This window comes from Microbulbifer variabilis, assembly GCF_052467165.1.
Window position 1 is genome coordinate 2,064,077 of the sequence record NZ_CP174301.1, and the last position, 21,083, is coordinate 2,085,159.

18 protein-coding genes are annotated in these 21,083 nt (G+C 47.2%); 8 read left to right on the forward strand and 10 right to left on the reverse strand.

Annotation, left to right across the window (positions count from 1 at the left end):
• Positions 1 to 84: 84 nt before the first annotated feature.
• The 4 genes from ACJJIP_RS09275 to ACJJIP_RS09290 all read left to right on the forward strand — a co-directional run bounded on the left by ACJJIP_RS09275 (position 85) and on the right by ACJJIP_RS09290 (position 4,474).
• Positions 85 to 1,374 (forward strand): DSD1 family PLP-dependent enzyme, encoded by a 1,290-nt coding sequence (locus ACJJIP_RS09275; RefSeq protein WP_444946725.1) that lies wholly within the window; start codon positions 85 to 87, stop codon positions 1,372 to 1,374.
• A gap of 89 nt (positions 1,375 to 1,463) precedes the next feature.
• The gene (locus tag ACJJIP_RS09280; RefSeq protein ID WP_020412873.1) at positions 1,464 to 1,889 is read left to right on the forward strand and encodes a hypothetical protein; all 426 of its coding nucleotides are present in this window, start codon (positions 1,464 to 1,466) and stop codon (positions 1,887 to 1,889) included.
• Positions 1,890 to 2,202: 313 nt separating this feature from the next.
• Complete coding sequence (locus tag ACJJIP_RS09285; protein WP_444946726.1) at positions 2,203 to 2,856, forward strand: DUF6962 family protein; 654 nt, start codon at positions 2,203 to 2,205, stop codon at positions 2,854 to 2,856.
• Between the two features lie 214 nt (positions 2,857 to 3,070).
• Positions 3,071 to 4,474, forward strand: a complete 1,404-nt coding sequence (locus tag ACJJIP_RS09290; protein ID WP_444946727.1) for an FAD-binding oxidoreductase — start codon at positions 3,071 to 3,073, stop codon at positions 4,472 to 4,474.
• A 118-nt stretch (positions 4,475 to 4,592) separates the two neighbouring features.
• On the opposite strand, the gene ACJJIP_RS09295 is transcribed toward ACJJIP_RS09290, so the two are convergent.
• The 3 genes from ACJJIP_RS09295 to ACJJIP_RS09305 all read right to left on the reverse strand — a co-directional run bounded on the left by ACJJIP_RS09295 (position 4,593) and on the right by ACJJIP_RS09305 (position 7,912).
• Positions 4,593 to 5,309, reverse strand: a complete 717-nt coding sequence (locus ACJJIP_RS09295) for a LytR/AlgR family response regulator transcription factor (protein WP_282953420.1) — start codon at positions 5,307 to 5,309, stop codon at positions 4,593 to 4,595.
• Between the two features lie 15 nt (positions 5,310 to 5,324).
• Positions 5,325 to 6,380: a sensor histidine kinase gene (locus ACJJIP_RS09300; RefSeq protein ID WP_444946728.1), complete on the reverse strand. Its 1,056-nt coding sequence runs from the start codon at positions 6,378 to 6,380 to the stop codon at positions 5,325 to 5,327.
• 92 nt (positions 6,381 to 6,472) lie between these two features.
• Complete coding sequence (locus ACJJIP_RS09305; protein WP_444946729.1) at positions 6,473 to 7,912, reverse strand: alpha/beta hydrolase family protein; 1,440 nt, start codon at positions 7,910 to 7,912, stop codon at positions 6,473 to 6,475.
• Between the two features lie 238 nt (positions 7,913 to 8,150).
• On the opposite strand from ACJJIP_RS09305, the gene ACJJIP_RS09310 reads away from it, so the two are divergent.
• Positions 8,151 to 8,756 (forward strand): cytochrome b, encoded by a 606-nt coding sequence (locus ACJJIP_RS09310; RefSeq protein ID WP_444946730.1) that lies wholly within the window; start codon positions 8,151 to 8,153, stop codon positions 8,754 to 8,756.
• A 457-nt stretch (positions 8,757 to 9,213) separates the two neighbouring features.
• Here ACJJIP_RS09310 and arsJ read toward each other — a convergent pair whose 3' ends face one another.
• The 7 genes from arsJ to ACJJIP_RS09345 form a co-directional block, all read right to left on the reverse strand.
• Positions 9,214 to 10,458 carry an organoarsenical effux MFS transporter ArsJ gene (gene arsJ / locus ACJJIP_RS09315; protein ID WP_444946731.1) on the reverse strand — a complete coding sequence of 415 codons (1,245 nt, stop codon included), beginning with the start codon at positions 10,456 to 10,458 and terminating at the stop codon, positions 9,214 to 9,216.
• 57 nt (positions 10,459 to 10,515) lie between these two features.
• Positions 10,516 to 11,523, reverse strand: a complete 1,008-nt coding sequence (locus tag ACJJIP_RS09320; RefSeq protein ID WP_282953424.1) for an ArsJ-associated glyceraldehyde-3-phosphate dehydrogenase — start codon at positions 11,521 to 11,523, stop codon at positions 10,516 to 10,518.
• An 85-nt stretch (positions 11,524 to 11,608) separates the two neighbouring features.
• Positions 11,609 to 11,953 carry a metalloregulator ArsR/SmtB family transcription factor gene (locus ACJJIP_RS09325; protein ID WP_020412863.1) on the reverse strand — a complete coding sequence of 115 codons (345 nt, stop codon included), beginning with the start codon at positions 11,951 to 11,953 and terminating at the stop codon, positions 11,609 to 11,611.
• Between the two features lie 19 nt (positions 11,954 to 11,972).
• Positions 11,973 to 12,392 (reverse strand): arsenate reductase ArsC, encoded by a 420-nt coding sequence (locus tag ACJJIP_RS09330; protein ID WP_353376228.1) that lies wholly within the window; start codon positions 12,390 to 12,392, stop codon positions 11,973 to 11,975.
• 104 nt (positions 12,393 to 12,496) lie between these two features.
• Positions 12,497 to 13,312: an exodeoxyribonuclease III gene (gene xthA, locus ACJJIP_RS09335; RefSeq protein ID WP_020412861.1), complete on the reverse strand. Its 816-nt coding sequence runs from the start codon at positions 13,310 to 13,312 to the stop codon at positions 12,497 to 12,499.
• An 85-nt stretch (positions 13,313 to 13,397) separates the two neighbouring features.
• Positions 13,398 to 15,497, reverse strand: coding sequence for a carboxy terminal-processing peptidase (locus ACJJIP_RS09340; protein ID WP_020412860.1), 2,100 nt, complete (start codon positions 15,495 to 15,497; stop codon positions 13,398 to 13,400).
• 785 nt (positions 15,498 to 16,282) lie between these two features.
• Positions 16,283 to 16,825 carry a lipocalin family protein gene (locus ACJJIP_RS09345; protein WP_444946732.1) on the reverse strand — a complete coding sequence of 181 codons (543 nt, stop codon included), beginning with the start codon at positions 16,823 to 16,825 and terminating at the stop codon, positions 16,283 to 16,285.
• Between the two features lie 268 nt (positions 16,826 to 17,093).
• Here ACJJIP_RS09345 and ACJJIP_RS09350 point away from each other — a divergent pair, with 268 nt between their 5' ends.
• From ACJJIP_RS09350 to ACJJIP_RS09360, 3 genes are all read left to right on the forward strand, one after another.
• Positions 17,094 to 18,350, forward strand: coding sequence for an FAD-dependent oxidoreductase (locus tag ACJJIP_RS09350; protein ID WP_444946733.1), 1,257 nt, complete (start codon positions 17,094 to 17,096; stop codon positions 18,348 to 18,350).
• A gap of 275 nt (positions 18,351 to 18,625) precedes the next feature.
• On the forward strand, positions 18,626 to 19,795 hold the full coding sequence (locus ACJJIP_RS09355; protein WP_444946734.1) for a Gfo/Idh/MocA family protein: 1,170 nt from the start codon (positions 18,626 to 18,628) through the stop codon (positions 19,793 to 19,795).
• A gap of 223 nt (positions 19,796 to 20,018) precedes the next feature.
• Positions 20,019 to 21,080 carry a sugar phosphate isomerase/epimerase family protein gene (locus tag ACJJIP_RS09360; RefSeq protein ID WP_444946735.1) on the forward strand — a complete coding sequence of 354 codons (1,062 nt, stop codon included), beginning with the start codon at positions 20,019 to 20,021 and terminating at the stop codon, positions 21,078 to 21,080.
• Positions 21,081 to 21,083: the final 3 nt, after the last annotated feature.

Below are 21,083 nucleotides of genomic sequence, written 5' to 3' on the forward strand. Positions count from 1 at the left end.
TCTTCTATTCGGGCAAAATGCTGATAAATTATTTTTATTAAATGATCTTGTAGCGATTGCCCTAAAGCCCAAAAGGAAAATATTTTGGATAGCAAGCGCCGAAAATTGTTGCTTGGGGGAGTGGTTCTGGGAGCTGCCGCAGCGGTACCCATGTTGCGGCCAAAAGCCTTGGGGCAGGGTGGGCATAGTGAGTATTTCGAATCAATTTCCAGAGCCCTGCACAAAGCTGGCATGTCGAGTCCGACCATGGTGGTTGACCTCGATCGATTAAAGAACAATGCCGATACATTGTCGAGCCACCTTCAGGGGAATTATGATTTCCGTATTGTTGCAAAGTCATTGCCCGCACTTGGCTTACTGGAAACAGTAGCCAGGCGAACCGGTACACAGCGGATCATGGTATTTCACTTGCCATTCTTACGGCAGCTTGCTCAGGCCCAGCCATCGGCGGATATCCTGCTGGGTAAACCCTTACCGATAGCTGCTGCCAAGGATTTTTATGCGAAACCGACAGGCAACAGTTTTGATCCTAGTAAACAGTTGCAGTGGTTGATTGATAGCCCCCGCCGATTACAGCAGTATGCTGAGCTGGCCAATAGCCTTGGGCAATCACTGCGTATCAATATTGAACTGGACGTTGGCTTGCACAGGGGAGGGGTTTCTAGTGATCAAGCTCTTACTGAAATGCTCAATATTATCCAGATAGAGCAGGGATTGGAGCTTGCGGGGTTTATGGGCTATGACGCCCATGCTGCCAAGATGCCGGGTTTACTGGGTGGCCCTGATAAGGCAATAGATCGGGGGCTCAATATCTACTCGCAGAGATTGGAGCAAGCAAAACGGCAGCTAGGTGCTGTATTTCCATCGGAACTCACGTTAAATGGCGCGGGGAGTCCGACTTACCAGCTGTACAAGTCCAGAAGAAATACTGCTCCCTGCACCGAGCTTGCGGCTGGCTCTTGTCTGGTCAAGCCAACGGATTTTGATATTCCCACACTATCGGATCATATCCCTGCAGCGTTTATTGCGAGCCCAGTGCTCAAAAGGTTACCTCATACCCAGATACCGGGAATAGAAAACCTTACCGGTGCAATGCGTTGGTTGAACCCAAATCGTGCTCAGACCTTTTTTATTTCGGGGGGTTACTGGAAAGCACTACCTGAGTCTCCTGCTGGATTATCAATAAACCCTATTTATGGCCGCTCTACAAATCAGGAAATGCTAAATGCCTCTGACAGGGTGACCTTAGTGGAAGATGACTGGGTTTTCCTGCGCCCAACTCAAAGTGAATCAGTATTTCTTCAGTTCGGTGATATTGCAGTATATGACAGGGGAGAGATAGTGGATCGCTGGCCTGTATTGAGTAACAGCTAAACCTTAATAATTGATTAGAATATATTTAGCTATGTGTAGATAGCTAATTTTTAGCAGATCTTTATAAAAATAATTATCGGAGAATTTACATGATATTTGTAATAGTTTTAGTATTAAATACCATCTGGTTTCTTATGGGATTTAATGTTTTTTCATTACGAGGAAAGATCTTTGCCAAGCTGGTAGTGCCCAGGGAGCATAGGGATACCCCCGTCTTTGGTATCTTAGCTGAATCTGGAAAGTTTCTCGGTGGTTTCAACTTTTCCCTGGCCTTTCTCAATATTTTGTTGTTAATTAATCTCTCTACTTTTTCAGGTGATATTCAGAGGGCAGTACTGTTACTTGCTTTTGCAGTCACGCATGGCTCACAGTTTATTTATAACGTGCCTGTTGCTCTTCAAAATCGTAGTGGTGGAGGAGCCTGGCAGGTTAAAGGGGTAATGCGCTTTATTTTTATTGTTGACTTTCTAATGATGCTGCTAAACTTCTTTGTCGCGATTTGGTATTACTTATAACTTGTATATTTGAGTAAAGGAGGTTTTCTTGTTGGATGAGATTCTATTAACGGAGGAGTTGTAGTTCCTAATTCTGGTAAATATACGGTTGGTTAGATTATATAGAATAACTATGGGTCATGGATCAGGGATATGAGTGTGACACTATTAAACCGAGAAAAGCTACTGGATAGCTGTCGTAATTGATGCCAGTATGGCCAAAGTCATACCAGTATCAACCTATAATCTTGAATTGTGATATAGAGTCTTAGGATCACTAATCTTCCGTTCAATATATCATTAACTATGGGTATCAGTGGGCCCTGAGAAAGCAATGAAACTGAGTAGTCTGCAAACAGAGCTGACGTCGGCCGCAACGGACATTATATTGGCCCTGATCGCATTAGTGGCACTGATTTATTTGGTTCGATATAGCCCAAAGGGCGGTAGGAAGTATCTGGCCTGGAAATTTTTTTTCTTTCTGACAATTGTTGTCACTGTATTGGCCGCAACAATTCATGGTTTAGAGTTGTCGGTGCAGCTAAGTCAGAGGCTCTGGAGAGTCTTATTTTTCTTTCTTGGTTTATTTCTAATAGCATTTACCACTGCAATTTGCTTTGATCTATTAGGCGAGAAGGCAACGCAAAAAGTTTTACCTTATATTCCGCTCATCGGGATTGCCTTCTATGTTGTTACTTTATTGTGGCCTGAAGGGTTTCTTGCTTACGTGATTTATCAATTCTCTATTACATTTATTATTATATTTGGATATGGCAGGTTAGCCTGGCTGAATAAGTTAAATGGAAGTTGGTATATGGCACTGGGTGGCTTGCTTTCATTAATTGCCATATATATTCAAACAAAAGATTCACTATATATTACGTTAATCTGGGATTTTGACCATAATGGGATTTATCATATGGTGCAAAGCGTAGCGGTTATTCTCTTCTTTTTAGGTGTTAGAAGGGCACTCCTAAATAACCAGTAGGTTCTTCAAAGTATTGTATATAGTTGATTGCCTTATTTGAGCGAGCAGAGCTTTGGAAGAGATACCGTTTTGGTTGATATTGTCTCTATGTATAGCGGCCTATTGCTCAAGAGGTTAGGTGCTTCGTATGTTAACAGCTAAAGTTTCCTGTTGAAGTTGATCTCTGTATTATACGGCATAAGTAGCAGAGCCCATGAACGTCGTTGGAAATAGAATGAAGCAAACAATAGGCCGCAGAGACTTTGTCAAAACCTTGGGAATGGGCATTCCTGCAGGGTACCTGCCAATTGGAACTGTATATGGGGATTACTCTAAAGATGATGTAGAGTTCCTCCAGCGAGATAGTGCTGTATTTGATCTCTATCGACGCCTATTTAACAAGCGAATCGATTTCCTTCCAAGAATTATTGCGTTATGCAAAAACGAGAAGGGTGTTCAGCAAGCGGTGCATTACGCAAATACACACAGCCTGGACATCAATATCAAAAGTGGAGGCCATAGTTTCGAGGGTTTTTCTTTAAATAATGATGGTTTGGTTATTGATGTTTCCCTTATGAGTGGGTTGGAGCTGAGAGCGGATAATAGGTTGATAGCGGGTCCTGGAGTTAGGCTTGTTCAATTATATAGCTATTGCCTACCAAAGGGACGCCTGCTTCCATCGGGCTCTTGTGCGACAGTAGGGCTTTCAGGTATCACGCTAGGTGGGGGTTATGGGCTGTTTGCGCGGGAGTTTGGGCTGACATGTGACCACTTGAAAGGCGTGCGCCTGATAGATGCCAAGGGTATCGCCGTAGATTCAGATGAGGTTCCAGAACTGCTTTGGGCTTGTCGTGGAGGTGGTAATGGTAATTTTGGCGTGATAACGGAAATGCGTTTTGATACGGTTCCCGCACCAACAACACTTTATCAGCACCGATTTAGGTCTTATAAGCTCTCGCCGAGAGCCGCAGCTGATTTGGCAAGATTTTGGTTTGACCAGTGTGAGTTATTACCAGACCACGCCTTTTCTGCCTTTGTCTTGAACCGCAATACATTGACAGTAATGCTAACATCGACAGATCATGATCGAGTAATGACAAGGATCTTGTCAACATTTGACCAAAGAATGGATGAAAATGCCCAGTTAAAGCCGGATCCTCTGGAGGTGGGTATTCAGTATTACTATGGCCGTTCCAATGCTATGTACTTTAAGAATTTTAGTGCTGGTTATTATAGTGGCTTTAATGATATCAGTAGGTCTATAGAGGAAATTTTTACCCTCGTGGGTAAAACCCCCGGAGCGGTTTTTCAAATTAATACATTGGGGGGTGAGATAAGTCGTTTGCACCAAGAAAATGAGGGGGCCTATGTCCATAGGGACGCCAATTATTTGGGAGAAGCTCAGTGTTACTGGGAAAAACCTGCTGATGAAGTGCAAAGACTGGAGAGTATGGCTCACCTTCAAGAGTTGCTCCACAAAAGTGGTATAACTAAGCACTATGTGAATTATCCTGATATTAATATCAAGAATTATGAAAATGCCTACTATGGGGATTCCTATGACCGATTACAGCGTTTAAAAAGTGTACTTGATCCAGGTAATCGGTTTAACTATCCACAGAGTATTGAAAGAGCATAGGGCTATTTTACAAATTAAGAGTTCGAATACGGCAACATCACAGTAAAGTAAAAATTTAACTTTGATATTGCCATAACCTGAAACACCTGCTTCTAAAGTGGGATATGTTAAAAGTTGACTAAAAACTTAACATATCCCTTAAGCGGGTAGCGGGACGCCTGGCGACTTCTACTTCTTTCCCATCTGTCATGGTTACAAGTAGTCCGTTACTTATCCAGGGTTGAATATCCTTAATGAAGTTAAGATTGATAATTTGTTGTCGATTTACGCGGAAAAAGGTTTCCGGGTTTAGGCGCTGTTCAACTTTAACCAGTGACTTATAGATAAAAGCCTTATCATTATCAAAGAAGACCTGTGCATGATTGCCACAGTTTTCAAAGTATCTTATACGTCCAAGCTCAATAAGCCAGCAGCGCTCGCCGTCTTTAATAAAGATTTTATTGTTAGTGTTTAAATAGGTTTCCTGGCTGGAGCTGGCAGCTGGTAAGGTATCACTTACGGCCTTATTGATAGCGCGTTCTAACTTCTCCGGATGAATTGGTTTCAGCAGGTAATCCAGAGCGTTTACTTCGAAAGCCTGAATTGCATATTCGTCGTAGGCCGTTGTAAAAATGATATTAGGGATAGAGTCTAGTTTATCCAGGATATCAAAACCGCTTCCATCCGGTAAGTTGATATCCAGAAAAATCAAATCTGGCTGTTCCTTGGAAATAAGTGTAACGGCCTGCTCACAATCTTGGGCCTCTGCAACCAAATTAATATCTTTATAGGGCTTAAGTAATTCTCTCAATTCGTTACGTGCGAGTCGTGAGTCTTCAATGATAATGGCTTTCACTTCTTATACCGTCAGTTAAAAAGCAGAAGAGGGTATGCTACATTGGGCAACAACTAGTAAACCTTGTTGTTGTAGATTAAAGGAGGCTCTATTTCCATATTGTAGAGATAGACGTTTTTTAATATTGATCAATCCAAGTCCGGTATTTTGGACTTTCCTTTCACCGGTTGTTGTTACTTCAGAGTTAAGGTTTTCTAAAGTTCCAGGATTCGTTACTGTGATCGATATATGGTCTTTCTCTTTGAAAATTTTAATCAATAGTTCACCTCCCATCCTGGATTTATCAATTCCATGGCGCACTGCATTCTCAGCAAGTAACTGTATTAAAAGTGGCGGTATTGACTCTTCCATTAAAGCCGGATCAACTTCCAGGTTGAAGCGTAGACGATCTTCATATTGTATTTTTAAGAGCTCAGCGTACTGGGATACAATTTCCAGCTCATCTCTTAAGGGTACCGTTTTCTGTTTATGAGCCACTAACGTATAACGTAACAAGCCAGATAGGTTTGTTAGCATCTCTCTGGATTTCGCAGCGTCTTCTAGGATTAATGCGCGGATATTATTTAAGCCATTAAAAAGAAAGTGGGGGTTGAGCTGTCCCATTAGGGCACTCATTTTGACTTCATTGAGCTGCAGTTTGAGCTGTATAGCTTCCTGCTCAGCTTTGTGTAATCGATCTTTATTAACAGTTGTAATGTAAATAAAAGTCCAAGCGATCATAAGAAGGACAAGGAAAAGCCAGTTGTCAAGAACAGTTCCCCAGAAAGATGGCGGAACTGCGTATCCGGCATGGATGTAATATGCATATACAAAGCCAATGGCAATAAAGGCGCATATGAACCCAAGAGGGATTGAAGTGGTGAGGAAATATATCCACTGCTTACGCCAGCTTGTATTGATAAGATCGAAACGATATATGATTTCTCGGATGAATAAAGTGGATAAGCCAAGGCTTATTACTACAGTCGCTACTTGTATGGCATTTTTTTCAAAATTGTGCTGGGTAAGTAATCCAAGTGAAAAAGTATTTACCAAAGCGAATATTAACCAGCCACCAAAGTGGTAGGTCAAAAATTTTGCTGTTGGAGTAGGGGACCTGAGAAATTTCATAAAATTTTACATATTGGCAATGCGGCTCCTTAAGCAGGAGCCGCATTTTACTACTAAGGATTTAAGCCAAAGCGCTCGTTTAACCATGAAGACATTATCTTCAGGGCTTTTGGAGAGAAGCTTTCCTCTATTTCAGCATATTCAGAAGAGGAGCCTTTATTTGCAATTTGAAACAGGTGGTTCATCTGTTCGAGCTCGAAAGTTTGAAAGTCGGGGTGACCTGTCCTGCTTAAAACTCTATGCATATTGTTCAAGTTCATCTTCGCATTTACTTGAAAATCCAGAGAGCCATTGAGAGCCAGTAATGGGGCCTTTGTTTGCTCTAAATAGGGCTCAGGGTTGAACTTGAGAAAATACCGAAACCAAGGTGTAGAGTATTGCCTCTTTAATTGCTCAACTTCTGCCTCCAGTTCGTCATCCTGGTTTCCCTTGAGTCTGGCGCTCTTGAGGAGGAGTTGGTGAATCTCCCCGCTGATAGTCTCTTTCTCCTCTAGCTGGCTAATCAGGCTGAAAATTTCTTTGTCTAACTCGCGGAGTTTTTTGAGCTTTTGTTTATCTAAACCATTAAATTTCCTATCCTTATACCACTGATCCACGAGAAGTTGTGGTATTTTAACACCTGGGCCGGCAAGCAAGATAGCAAATGCGATATCTTCACGGTTGCTGGCAACAATGGGAGCTATCATGCCTCCCTCGCTATGTCCAATTAAACCGACTTTGCCCTTGGGAAGATCGCTGCGGCTGTTGAGGTAGTCAACTGCAGCGCTGGTATCGCTGGCGAAGTCTGCGCTAGTTGCCGTAAAAAAATCCCCGGTAGACTCACCAATTCCACGGTCATCATACCTTAAGACTGCGTAACCCTGGCGTGTCAAGTAATCGGCGATTACTGCAAATGGTTTATGCCCGAATAGAGTTTCGTCCCGATCCTGGGGGCCGGAACCGCTAATAAGAACCGCAGTTGCTTTAACAGTGGATGTAGGCTTTGTCAGTGTTCCAGACAGGGTGATATTGGCAGTTTTATTTTTAAAACTAACCTCCTCGACAGCGTATGGAAAAGGAAGTTTTGGTGTCTGGGGACGGTTTTTAGGTGTATCACTGGTACCGTCAGCTGCCCTTCTAAAGTTTAGAGGCAATGATTTTCTTTGAGTGAGGGTACCAAAGATCAGGTCAACGTCATTATTGTATGCACCTTCATACTTGATATGTAAGTCTTCCACTTCGAATGCGATACTATTCGATCTTATCTCTAACGTAGACATCTCCATTCCATATTTACCTTGGGAGGGGCTATCCAATACGCCTGTCCAATCGCCATTTTCTTGGTCAATATGAATTACTACTGGTAGCGTTTCTTCATTAGCAATCTGAAAAGTTGCTTTCCAGATACCATCGATACCTCCAGCCATGACGTAAGTGGAAGATAGGCTTGTAGCGAGGATAAGAGATTTTAATCCCAATTTAACGCTATTTATTCCAGATTGCAGAATTTGCATAAGTGTTTTGCCTGTGCTGTTTCACTGAATGAGTGGCATTCTAGGGGCGGATTTTTTTCCTGTGATAAAAGTAGGATGAATGGCTTATATAGCTGGCGAACGGTAACAGGGAGTGGGGAAGGAACTGGATGCTCCTATCTATTCAAAAATTTGAATATCTTGTCCTAAATTCTCCAGTTGCTATTGGGTAGTACGAACTACTATCTTGTGAGAATTACTCTGTGATAGGTAGTGATTGATGCCCCTTAGAAACAGCGATCATAGCTACGGCTCAATAGCCAAGTGGCTTCACTGGTCCATTGCCCTTTTATTCCTTGGCTCCTATATCAGCGTTTACTATCGACAATGGTTCACTCAAGAGGAAACCCCTGAGAACTTGGTCGCTTTGCAGTTTCACCTGTCTATTGGAGTAACCATAGGTACACTGGTTGTTCTCCGTATTTTATGGAGGTTGATGAATCCAGCACCATTACTGGAGCCCGGCTCTCGCTTGGAACATGTAGCAGCACATATTGGCCATTTTGCTTTATATCTGATAATGATCATCACTCCATTGACCGGCTATCTGGGTACGGGGGTCAACACGGATTACTTCTTCTTGTTTGAAATCCCCAAGTTTGCTGATACTTGGCTCTTTGGTTCATGGGTACAGAATGGTCTTGGTATGACTTTTGAACAATTTGAGGAGCCCGTGGACTTTATCCATAAGGAGGTCTTGGGTGAGTGGCTGGTTTGGCTGCTAATCCTCGGGCATGTATTGGCCGCTTTGTATCATCACTTTATCAAGAAAGATCGAACTCTATTACGTATGACGATTGATAGAGATAGCCGGGGAAGGGAGTAGTCCCACTGAGTAGATGATTTGGGAAGTTTAGGCTGATGTCCGCCAATGGCAGAAATTGGTGCTAACTTGGCATGGAAAGATACGGGCCGATTTCCTACCCTACACGTGGAAGCTTTATCCGCCAGGTGTCCCTCTTGCAGGTTTATTGCCTGTTGGGGCAACTGTTCCTTGGTCAGAATTGGCCCCGATAAAGTCCTTTCCTTTTAGGCTCAATGGCTTTTAATGAATAAAGTTTCCATGGATTAGGTATCCGTTGGGAGAGTTGCGGATTTATGGATTGATTTTGCCCAGAGCAAGTCTGGAGCTTGTGTTTTGCAGGGGGATGTATGTGGAGTTGGATCCAGATAACATCAAAAGTTACTTTGTTTGGTGCCTTGGTGATGATCACTGGCTGTGATTCAGCGGGAAGGATCTATCCCGTTGCTGAATTAGTCGGCTTTGAGGAATCAATTTGCACTTAGCTGACAACAGTGGCGGCAGGGCTATCTTCATCTCCCTGTTTTGGCAGAGCCAGGGATATCAGCGCAGTTGCCATTAAGAATATAGAAGAAATTATCAGGCAGGCTTCAATTCCTGCTATCTGAAAAATCCACCCGGACAATAGGGTTCCAAGTAGGCGCCCCATGGCGTTTGCCATATAGTAGAAGCCTACATCCATTGAAACTCCATCTTCTCGCGCATAGGAGACAATCAGATAGCTGTGTAGTGAGGAATTGATTGCGAATACGAAGGCAAAAACCATCAGTCCCGACAGGATTGTAAGCAGGGGATGAATACCGGAGTGCAATGCCAAGGCTATTGTTGCTGGGACCATTGCCAGTGCAGCTGACCAGTATAAGGCGGTCCTGCCATCTGGGGCTTTCGGGGAAATACTGGCTGTGATTTTTGGGGCTAATGCTTGTACAGCTCCATAGCCGATTATCCAGACCGCTAGGAAAGTGCCTATCTGCCAATGCCCCCAGCCAAATTGGCTCGCCAGGAAAACTGGCAGGGCAATGACAAACCAGGTATCACGGGAAGCAAAAAGGAATAGCCGAGCGGCAGCTAAGGCGTTTACTGCTCGGCTCTTGGAAAATACGTCGCGAAAGCGCTTCTTGGCTTTAGCCTTTCCTAAATCCCTGCGTAGAAATTTCTTGCTGAGAATCCAAACCCCTGCCAGGCATATGGCCATGATCAGGATAGCACCGCGAAATCCCGCCAGAGCGAGCAGGACCCCACCCAGAAAAAATCCCAATCCCTTAAGGGCGTTCTTGGAGCCGGTAAGCAGGGCTACCCAACGGTAGAGCGGACCTTGGGCATGTGCCGGGAGCAACAACTTGATAGCACTTTTCGCACTCATCTTGTTGAGGTCCTTGGCGATGCCTGACAGGGCCTGGGCACCCATCACCCAGGGGACAGAGAGCAGATTTGAGGGTACCAGCAGCATTAGTAAAGCTATTACCTGCAGCATTAACCCTGTGTTCATGGTGCGGTTGAGGCCGAGGCGGGCACCCAGCCAACCTCCAACAAGATTGGTGATCACCCCGAACAATTCATAGAAAAGAAAGAGCAATGCGATTTCCAGCGGGGCATAGCCTAATTTGTGGAAATGCATTAACACCAGCATTCGCAGGGCGCCATCGGTCAAGGTAAATGACCAATAGTTGCCAGTTACCAGCAAATACTGGCGAACTGGCAGGGGCAAAGAGGAAAGTAACTGCATCGAAATGAACTTTACCAATATTGTAATATTGCTGGCTTCTAGGCTCCCCAGATTTAATCAGCGATCCATGTTTCCGATCATCCGGGCTAGTTCCGCGGTACGATTTGCGTACCCCCACTCGTTGTCATACCAGGTATAAATTTTAACCTGGGTACCATTGATCACCATGGTCGAGAGAGCGTCGACAATGCTGGAGCGTGGGTCGGTTTTGTAATCCACCGATACCAGAGGGCGCTCCTCATAGCCGAGAATATCTTTCAGCTCTCTTTTCGAGGCGGTTTGCAGTAACAGGTTAACTTCCTCGGCTGTGGTGGGGCGTTCGACTTCGAAAACGCAGTCGGTCAACGAGGCGTTTGCCAGGGGTACACGTACGGCGTGGCCATTTAACCGGCCAGTCAACTCAGGGAAAATCGCAGTTATAGCTGTGGCTGATCCTGTAGTTGTCGGGATCAGGCTGGCTCCACAAGCCCTGGCCCGGCGCAGATCTGCGTGGGGGGCATCAAGTATTGTTTGGGTATTGGTAATATCGTGAATGGTCGTGATGGAGCCATGTTTAATACCCAGGTTTTCGTGAATGACTTTCACAACTGGCGCTAGACAGTTAGTGGTACAGGAAGCGGCAGTAGCAATAGGGTGTTTGTCGGGATCGTAAATATGCTGATTCACCCCCAGGACAATATTGGGCACACCGGCCTCTTTAACAGGAGCGGAGACAAGCACCCGTTTTACGCCTTGATCAAGGTACGCTTGCAAAATTGCAGAGGTTTTCATTTTACCAGAGGCTTCAATGACAAGATCGCAGCGGCTCCAATCGGTCTTGGAGATTTCGGTATTCGCACTGCACGCTACTTTGAGGCCATCTATTTCAATAGTGTGATCAGTGGATTTCGCTGTGTTGTGCCAGCGGCCATGGACAGAGTCGAAATTCAGGAGGTGGGCCAGGGTATGGGCGTCGCCTGAGGGGTCATTAATCTGAATAAACTCTATGTCCGGCCAGTCCCATGCTGCGCGCAGTACCAATCGACCAATACGGCCAAAACCATTGATTCCGACTTTTATCGTCATCTATATTTCTCCTTGAATCCATATATATGGAAATTCATATATATACAGACAAATTTTTACAGTTAATAGGGTACTGTTAGGGCCATCAACAACACAGACTCGCACGTTCGGGCCTTTCCCCCATCTGGAACAGATTCCGTAGATCCTTGGCGATGAACTGCTGGTTTGCTTGTAAAGTGTCTTGAAGGATATTTTTTGTCCAGTCGCTTAGAGCTGGATTGATACGGTAGAAAACCCACTGTCCCTGACGCCGGTCTTGTAAAAGATCCGCGCTGCGTAAAAGGGCCAGGTGCCGGGAAATTTTCGGTTGACTAAGGCCTAGGGCAGCGGTCAACTCACACACGCAAAGCTCACCTTCATAAGCGATTAATAGAAGGGTGCGAAGGCGGGTATCGTCAGCAAGGCACTTGTAAAACTGAACTGGATTCAAAGTTTTCCCCGGGCTTCTGTCAGGCCGCTTTGGCAGTTTTGGTTTGCACCAAGGCAAACAATTTAATGCGAGTGCTTAGCTCTCTCACCGTTGTGTAAAATGGCTTGAAGCAATGGCGCGTGGCCGGGTCTTCAAAGTCCCAAGCGATTATTTTGCTATGGGTGGGCGAAGGTACATACTCTCTTTGGCTTTTGTCACACAGGGTAATCACCAAGTCAAAACTCTGGTTGGATACTTCATCCAGAGACTTGGAATACAATCCTTGTATGGGTATCCCAAAGCGTTTCAAGGCGCTGATTGCCCGAATATCCACGGGTTCTGGGCTGGTACCTGCACTAGCAACTTCGAAGAAGACCCCGGAGTGATAACGCAGTAGCGCCTCAGCAATAATCGATCGGGCTGAGTTCCCAGCACAGATAAACAAAACCCGCTTCTTCACAGCGTTGCACCTGCCAGCTTTATCTCTTTCTATTATATATGGAAAATCATATATTCAAAGAGGAAAAGAACCGGGAACAGATCCCGGTTTTCATTAGAAGGTGGTTAGAGCTTAAATTCGGCCCAAACCGGGGCGTGGTCAGAAGGGCGCTCCATAGCGCGTATATCGTAATCTACTCCAGTAGCGATGCACTTTTCCATGAGAGGGTTGCTAGCCATGATCAGGTCGATACGCAGACCACGCTTGGGATCGCGATCAAACCCGCGGCTGCGGTAATCAAACCAGCTAAACACATCGTTAGTTTCTGGATTAAGTGCACGAAAAGTGTCCACCAATCCCCATGCCTCGATTTTCTGCAGCCACTCGCGCTCCTCTGGCAGAAAGCTGCACTTGCCGTCGCGAAGCCAACGCTTGCGATTGGGCTCGCCAATACCGATGTCGAGATCACTGGGGGAAATATTCATATCTCCAATTACCAGTACTGGAGCATTGGGTTTGCAGGTGGTCTGCAAAAAGGTATCAAGGTCTGCGTAGTACTTTTGCTTGGCCGGGAATTTTACCGGATGCTCGCGGTTTTCACCCTGGGGAAAATAGCCATTAATCACTGTCAGCGGCTCCTTGCCACCGATATCAAATTTACCCATAACCATACGGCGTTGGGCATTTTCATCATCAGTGGGGAAGCCGTACTCTCGATCGACAAAGGGAAGGCGTGAGAGTAGGGCGACGCCGTAGTGGGTTTTCTGGCCAAAGTAGATCAGCTCATAGCCAAGGTCCCGGATCGCATCTACCGGAAAATCTTCATCGGTAACTTTGGTTTCCTGCAAGCCGATTATGTCCGGCTTATGGCTGTCTACCAGTGCCTCCATCTGATGCAGGCGTGTACGAATGCTGTTGACGTTAAAGGAAACGACTTTCATTTATTCCCCCAAAAATAAAAAAGGCCGGGCTTGCCCGACCTGGAGTTACTAGCGGAGCAGGCACGCAAGGCGCACCTGCTACAAATTAGAAGTTCGCTACTTGAGGCGGGGCCTTGCTGGCCTTAGTGGCTAGCCCGATAAAGTCCGCCATTATATAGCCGGCTTCATTCAAGATTGGATCTTTTTCGAGCTTGATCTCAACCGGACCACCGATAGCTGCGACATCTTCTGACTCACTTTCTTCGTAAGCTTCGAAATTCTCGTAGGGTTCAAGACCCTTCGCATTGCGGCGGCGGTTTTCCATAGAGAGCAGGCGCTGGTTTACGTTCTCACGTTCCTGTTCGCGCATTACCTCATTGAGAGAAAGGTACTTCTTATCAGCGCGCTCGCTCTCAAATTCGAACTGGTCGCGCAGGAAGATAAAGTCCGGATCAGATGCCGTACGCTTGTTGTGCTTGGTCATCAAATTTGGAATCAGAGTCTTCAGGTTGAAGTACTTTGCATGAGGCACGGCATGGATGCGATCCCAGGGTAGAGCGGTATCGTAAGCGCTCTCCCCAACGCTTTCAGCGTCAATCAGCTGTGGCATGGGGATATCCGGTTTTACCCCGGCGTGTTGGGTGCTGTCACCGGATACGCGGTAAAACTTGGACTGGGTAATCTTGAGCTGTCCCTCTTTCAGAGGTGCCATGGTTTGAACCGTACCTTTACCGAACGACTGGTTGCCGACAACCAGGCCGCGGTTGTAGTCCTGGATAGCCCCGGCAAAAATCTCAGAGGCAGAAGCTGACAGGCGGTTGATCAATACCATCAGCGGGCCGCGGTACATAGCACGGGAGCGTGAGCGGTTATGCCGCGAAATTTGCTCATTGGCATGGCGGATCTGCACCACCGGTCCCTGGTCAATAAACAGGTCGGTGAGCATGGTGGCTTCTTGCAGCGAGCCACCGCCGTTGTTGCGCAGATCGAGGATAATGCCATCGACATTCTCCTCTTTCAGCTCACTCAACAGCCTGGCCACATCACGAGTGGTACTTTTATAGTTGGGGTCACGGCGGCGATAGGCATCAAAGTCTATATAGAAGGTCGGCAGGTTGATCACGCCAATCTTGTAGTTTTGGCTACCGTCGGAGAATTCAAACACAGCTTTCTTAGCCGCCTGATCTTCGAGCTTCACTTTGCTGCGTTTGATCAGGATGGTCTTGTGAGTACCGTCACCGCCCGTCGGGATCGTTTCGAGACGAACAAAAGTGCCGGCCTTACCGCGGATCAGGTCAACCACATCATCCAGGCGCCAGCCTACGACATCGACCATCTCACCTTCTTTGTCCTGGCCAACACCCACGATCTTGTCGTTGGGCTTTATTTTGCCAGTGCGATCAGCCGGGCCACCTGCAACCAAGCGGGCCACCTTGGTGTACTCCTCGTCTGCCTGAAGTACAGCACCGATGCCCTCCAACGAGAGGGACATGCTCATATTGAAGTTTTCCAATGAGCGCGGGGACAGGTAATTACTGTGAGGATCATAGAGGCGTGTGAGTGAGTTCATATAGAGCTCAAATACATCATCGCTATTCTGCTGCTCGAGACGCTTCTTCTGGCCTTTATAGCGGCGCTCCAGAAGATCGCGTATCTCCTCGTCGGTTTTTCCTGTGAGACGCAGGTTCAGAACGCTGCTTTTCAGGCGTTTACGCCACAGGTCATCGGCAGCGCTGATTGATTTCGGCCATTCACTTTTCTCTCGATCAAGCTCCAGTGACTCATCGCGAGTGAAGTCAAAGTCTGGGAGGCCTTTCTCCAGTTGGGACAAAATATTGTCGAGGCGATCGCCCATGCGCAGGCGGAAGCGATTGTAAATCTCAAAGCCCGCTTTTACGTCACCAGCGCGCAACTGGTCGTCCATCCTGGTTTGCCACTCACGAAACTCATTGATGTCTGAGTTGAGGAAGTAGCTTTTGGTGGGGTCCAAAGCATCAATGTATTCATTCCAGAGGTCTTCTGACATTTCGTCTCCGACCTTTATTTTGTTGTAGTGCAGCATTTCGAGTTTGCTGACTATCTCTCTGGCGGTGCTGCCCTGGTCCTTTTCTGGAGCCAGGCGCTCGGCCTCTGCCAGAGCGGTTGTGGAAAGCAGGCCAATGACCAAGAAGCCGGAAAATAGTGCGGCGATCCGATTGGTAAGCATAGGGAGTCTCTTTATACGTCCTACTTCATAGGAGGCCAGCCTTTATGGCTTGGCGACCTATAGCTTAGGACAAGTATAAAGGCTGAAAGCTCCGAAGGGCATGAAATACCTCTATTCAGAGATGGATCCTTCCCGCTTTGGGCAGATTTAGCAAAATAGATTTCCCTTTTTCTTGTCGCGTAGGGCATTTTTTCTCAATTATGAACAACAGATATGTATGGTCATCACCATAATCACTGCTGACTTCGACCACTAAATAGTCAATCTGATCTATCTGACCGCCCGGTTGTACACGCTGAACGTCAACTGGAGTAACTCCCGGGAGGCGTCAGAAAAGAGCCGCAGGGTTGATCAGCTAATAGTCCCGCTCTGATACATCTTCTGGTGCGCGGGTGTCCAGTGGAACTGGGCACTGGGGCGTAAAACATAGTGTTGAACTGACAGCGATTGCTGCCACCCCTCTCGAGCTCCAGTTTTAGTGCACCCACAGAACTCCAGTCGATTGGCAGCTGATGAGCCATACGGCTATCCGCAGGATGGGTCTTGGTTGATCATTTTTTAGTCGGGAAGTTTGTCTTCTCTGCAGGGGGGGAGGACTATTTCCTGGGGGTAGGGTGCCACCTGTCAGTCTGGTAGCCAGGGAAAATTAAGCCTTTATTTTCTATAAATTACTTTCAATATACATCGTAACTATATGAATATTATAAATTAAATAAAGTTAATGTAATTTATTAAATTAATGGGGCGCGTGAGCAGGAGAAGCCCACGCGCTAATGAAAGAGAGCCTAATGTGCTGGCTGTTTAGTCATTATGATGTGATCGATGTTGTAGCCATGCTTAGTGACAGCAAGATCAAGCAGCTCATCAATAATTGATTCATCCAGCTGGGGAGATCGACTCAGGAGATAAAGGCTGCTGCGATCGGGATCACCTACCAGTGACCACTGATAATTCGGGTCCAGCTCCAATATCCAGTAGTCGCCAGTGGACTGGCCGTTAAAGAATGAGATGGCAAGTTTGCTATTGGTTTCATCAATAGGAACACCAGTACCTTGCACGCTAATAGGGAACCCGTATTTCGGGTGCAGGATTCGACAGAAGTTGAACACGCTGATACTGCCGTCATCATTCAGCCCATAGTCCGCGGTTACAGCGGTGCATGCGGGTTGGAATATCTGGGGAAGCCTGGCAATTTCGTACCACTTACCGACATACTGATGAACATCCACGTAGGGTACTGTCTCAAGCTCTGAATCCCCCTCTGCCCAAGAGAGCTGAGCAGCAAAAGCCAATAGAGCGATTCCCAAACCTTTTGCAAAGCCATTCATAGTTACGCTTCCTTGTTGATTGCTTGTTCAGTCACTACTGCTGTAGTGCCGTAGCGACCCCCTCTTTACGGAGGGTTAACTGGAACGGATTAACTAATTTGCTAGTGGGGTGAACTTTTCACATTAAGTTCACAGATTCTTCGTAATAGGCCGAAAGAAGGGCGGGAACTCAGTATTGATAGGGAGGGGGCAGGCTACTATTTACCCAGCAACAGAGAGTTTAAAAGGCTTATTGAGGCCACTCCTTTCAACTCAAATGGATTCACCTATGTCACAGACTATCCCTGTTGATGTTTTGATTCTTGGTGGAGGGATTCAGGGAGTAACCCTGATGAGACAGCTGATACCAGAGTATTCGGTGATACTGGTCGATGACGAGTTGGGTGATGCCGAATCTCTGCATTTCCACGGTTATTTCTCCTCTGGTTGGAACGCCGCGAACCCCCAAGCTGCTGAGATTTATAGGACAGCCGCGCAGCATTGGCACAAAGAACTTGCTAATAGCGGTGTGAATAGTCGAATAACAGATTTCCATGCAGCGCTGACTCCAGACTTTCTAAAGACAGTTGAAGGTAACTGGGCTGGAGCGGCTATTCCCTCAGAGGAGGTGGAATTGCCGGAGATCTTTGATCCGGACGGTTTACCACCAAATCGCAGGTTCAGATTTCCTGATGATCTTGTTTTCGATGGAGCCGCAGCCTACCTCAGTGTCAGCGAGCCCATGAGAAAACATATTTATAGTGGACGGCTGGCATCATTTCAGCTCGCGGGCTCAGGTATTGAACAGGTAACCCTGGATATCGGTGGCCGCTCTTGCGAAGTAAGGCCAGAGCTTGTGATTTCCGCCTGCGGTGCGGGCAATGCAGAGGTGATTCGGCAGTTGGGTGTGGCAGAAGAGCAGGTACAAAATGCGCAGCTAGTACGGCCTCTGCATATGCTTTTGGCTCGCGGTCCCAATATTCCCCCGGTTTCAGCTTTCTTGATCGACTTGATAGTGATGTACCACCCGCTGGAAGGTGGGGAGGGGCTTTGGGTTCTTACACTTAACCCAGAAGTTCCCAAGTTCAAAGCGGGTGTTGTCGATATGTGCATCCCACCAGAAATAGAGAATGATCTACTTTGTGCATCTTTTGAGCGCCTTTCCAGTGCGATGGTGGCCTTTGAGGCCTGGGCGCAGGGCTGCCAGTGGTCGGTATATGCAGGCTGGAAAACTGATGCACCAGGGCCAGATGGTGATCTGTTGGTGCAGTTGGAGTATCCCACTCCGTATCAACTGGACGATTTTGGTCTGCAAAACTTCCTTGCAGTGTGGCCAAACCATTGGGGATTGGCCGCTAACGTCGCTGAAGATGCTGGGAGGTGGGTGCGTACCAAGCTCAAAAGCTGCCACCCCCAGCCGGGCGCCGATAGTGGATTACCCCCAGGCCCGGGGATCGGCCACCCGATAGAGAATAGGTGGCAGAGCCAGGAGCTTAATTGGCAATCCTGGGAAGACTTCGCCCGAAAAGTGGGTTACCACGACTGATTATTAACACCTCGAATGAGTAAACCAGTGTAACTCCTCTGCACTCGTGGATATTGGTACCCTGATCTCTGGGGAAAATAAACAACATGCAATGAAACTGTCGCTTGCAACTGTAAGTTTTTTCTGTATCTTAAAAACAAATGTAACCGGTTACATTTTCTGAAAGGGTTCTTGGAAGAAGTACAAGACCTGAGTATGGAGGCAAGGTATTTGGCCGGGTAGAAACCCAAAACAATAAGAACCAGGTTGCCAGAGGCAGCTATATGGGAAGTGGTATGGGAAAAAAAATAAGAATGGGCATGGTTGGTGGTGGAGAGGGTGCCTTTATTGGCGCAATCCACCGTATGGCTGCTTCCCTTGACGGTGAAATAGAGCTGGTGGCGGGATGTTTTAGCAGTAATCCCGAGCGTGGCCGTAGCAGCGGAGAGAAGTTGGGCCTTAACCCCGAGCGCGTTTACCAGAGTTATGAGCAGATGTTTCTGGAGGAATCCCAGCGTGCTGTTGATGAGCGCATAGAGTTTGTTTCCGTGGTAACACCCAATGATTTACATCTACCAGTCTCTATTGCTGCACTGCGGGCGGGGTTTCATGTTCTTTCCGATAAGCCGGCCGCTTCCACTCTTGAGGAAACTCTTGCGCTCAAAAACGAGGTCGTGCGGAGTGGCCATCTCTACGGTTTGACTCATACCTATGCAGCTTATCCTCTTGTGACGCAGGCCAGGGCAATCTTAGCCAGGGGAGAGCTTGGGCAAGTCCGCCGGGTAACTGTTGCCTATCCACAAGGCTGGTTGGCATTGGCTGGTGACTCCAGCGGAAGTAAACAAGCCAGTTGGCGAACAGATCCCACACGCTCGGGAGAAAGTGGCTGTTTTGCCGATATTGGTACCCACGCTCACCACCTGGTCGAATTTTTTACCGGTCAGCGTATCTCTGAGGTCTGTGCGGACTTGCAATCGGTAGTCGACAAAAGGGCGCTGGATGATGATGGCGCGGCGCTATTTAAATTAGATCAGGGTGCGCGCGGCACCCTTACAGCCAGCCAAGTCTGTGGTGGGGAAGGGAATAACCTGAATATCAGTGTTTATTGCGAACATGGCTCACTGTTCTGGGAGCAGGAATCTCCTAACCAATTGCAGTTAAAGCGTAGGGGTCAGCCAGTGGCCTTTTTGAAGGCTGGTGCTGACTGTGAATATCTGGATGACGATGTCCGAGCTCTTTGCCGTACCCCGCAGGGGCATCCCGAAGGTTATATAGAGGCCTTTGCGAATATTTACCGCGACTTTGCAGCCCAGGTTCGATGCCGCCGGCAAGAACTGCCCATTAAAAATAGTTCTGTCGTTGGGAATATTGATGCGGGTGTCCGAGCTATGGCATTTGTACGCGGTGCATTGGAAAGCAGTCGCGCGAACTCTTCTTGGGTGTCTCTGGCACCGTATTGGGAATAGACAGCTAAATCGTACCGATTCATTTTCAAACAAGTTAGGAGCCTCTGGCAGGGTGGAAGTCCGGCAGTTAGTACGGCACAGGGAGGTGTCGATGTCGGCCCAGTGCCAGTCCACTTTTGAAAAGGCAGCACTGTGTTTTTTCAAAAGGAGCAAGCTGATCACCCAGGAAGGATTGATTGGTTGCAGAGGTAAATAAGTACAGCAGTAAAAAGGATAAGAATAAATGAAGGCACCCAGAATTCAGGGGCCCGGAATATTTCTCGCCCAGTTCCTCCCTCCGAGCGATCAACCAGCTTCGCTGGAGTCCATGGCCCGCTGGGCATCGGATCTGGGTTACAAAGGCATTCAGGTTCCCACTTGGGACAAGCGCATCTTTGATCTCGAGCTGGCCAGCGATAGTCAGGCTTACTGTGACGATATTCTGGGGGTCTGTGAGAAGGCGGGGGTGGAAATCTCAGAACTGTCCACGCATTTGCAGGGCCAGCTGGTTGCAGCGCATCCCGCGTATAAAGAGATGCTGGATATTTTTTCCCCGGAGGAAGTGCGAGGCAACTTGCCAGCCCGTGCCGAGTGGGCAAGCAATCAACTGATGTTGGCTGCTCGGGCCAGTGCGAACCTAAAGCTAAAGTCCCATGCTACATTTTCTGGCGCACTGCTTTGGCATACTTTTTATCCCTGGCCCCAGCGCCCGACAATGCTGGTTGAAGAAGGTTTTCGCGAATTGGGTCGGCTGTGGCGCCCCATATTGGATGCGTTTGACAGTGCTGGGGTTGATGTTTGTTATGAACTCCACCCCGGTGAAGATCTGCACGATGGGCTGACTTTTGAACGTTTTCTCTACGAAGTGGAGGACCATCCAAGAGCGAATATTCTCTATGACCCCAGTCACCTGCTTTTGCAGCAGATGGACTACCTGGCTTTTATCGACATCTATCACGAACGAATCAAGGCGTTTCACGTGAAAGATGCTGAATTCAATCCGAGTGGTAGGGCTGGAGTTTATGGTGGGTATGCTCCCTGGATTGAAAGACCTGGCCGTTTTCGTTCCCTGGGCGATGGTCAGGTGGACTTCCGCGGGATTTTCAGCCGCTTGACCCAATACGGTTACGATCGCTGGGCAGTACTTGAATGGGAGTGTTGTATTAAGGATCAACAGCAGGGGGCCAGTGAGGGTGCACCATTTATTCAGGATCACCTGATTACTGTGGCAGGGAAGGCCTTTGATGATTTTGCTGGTGCAGAAACAGATCGCGCGCGAAATCGTCGGATTTTGGGGTTGGATTAAATT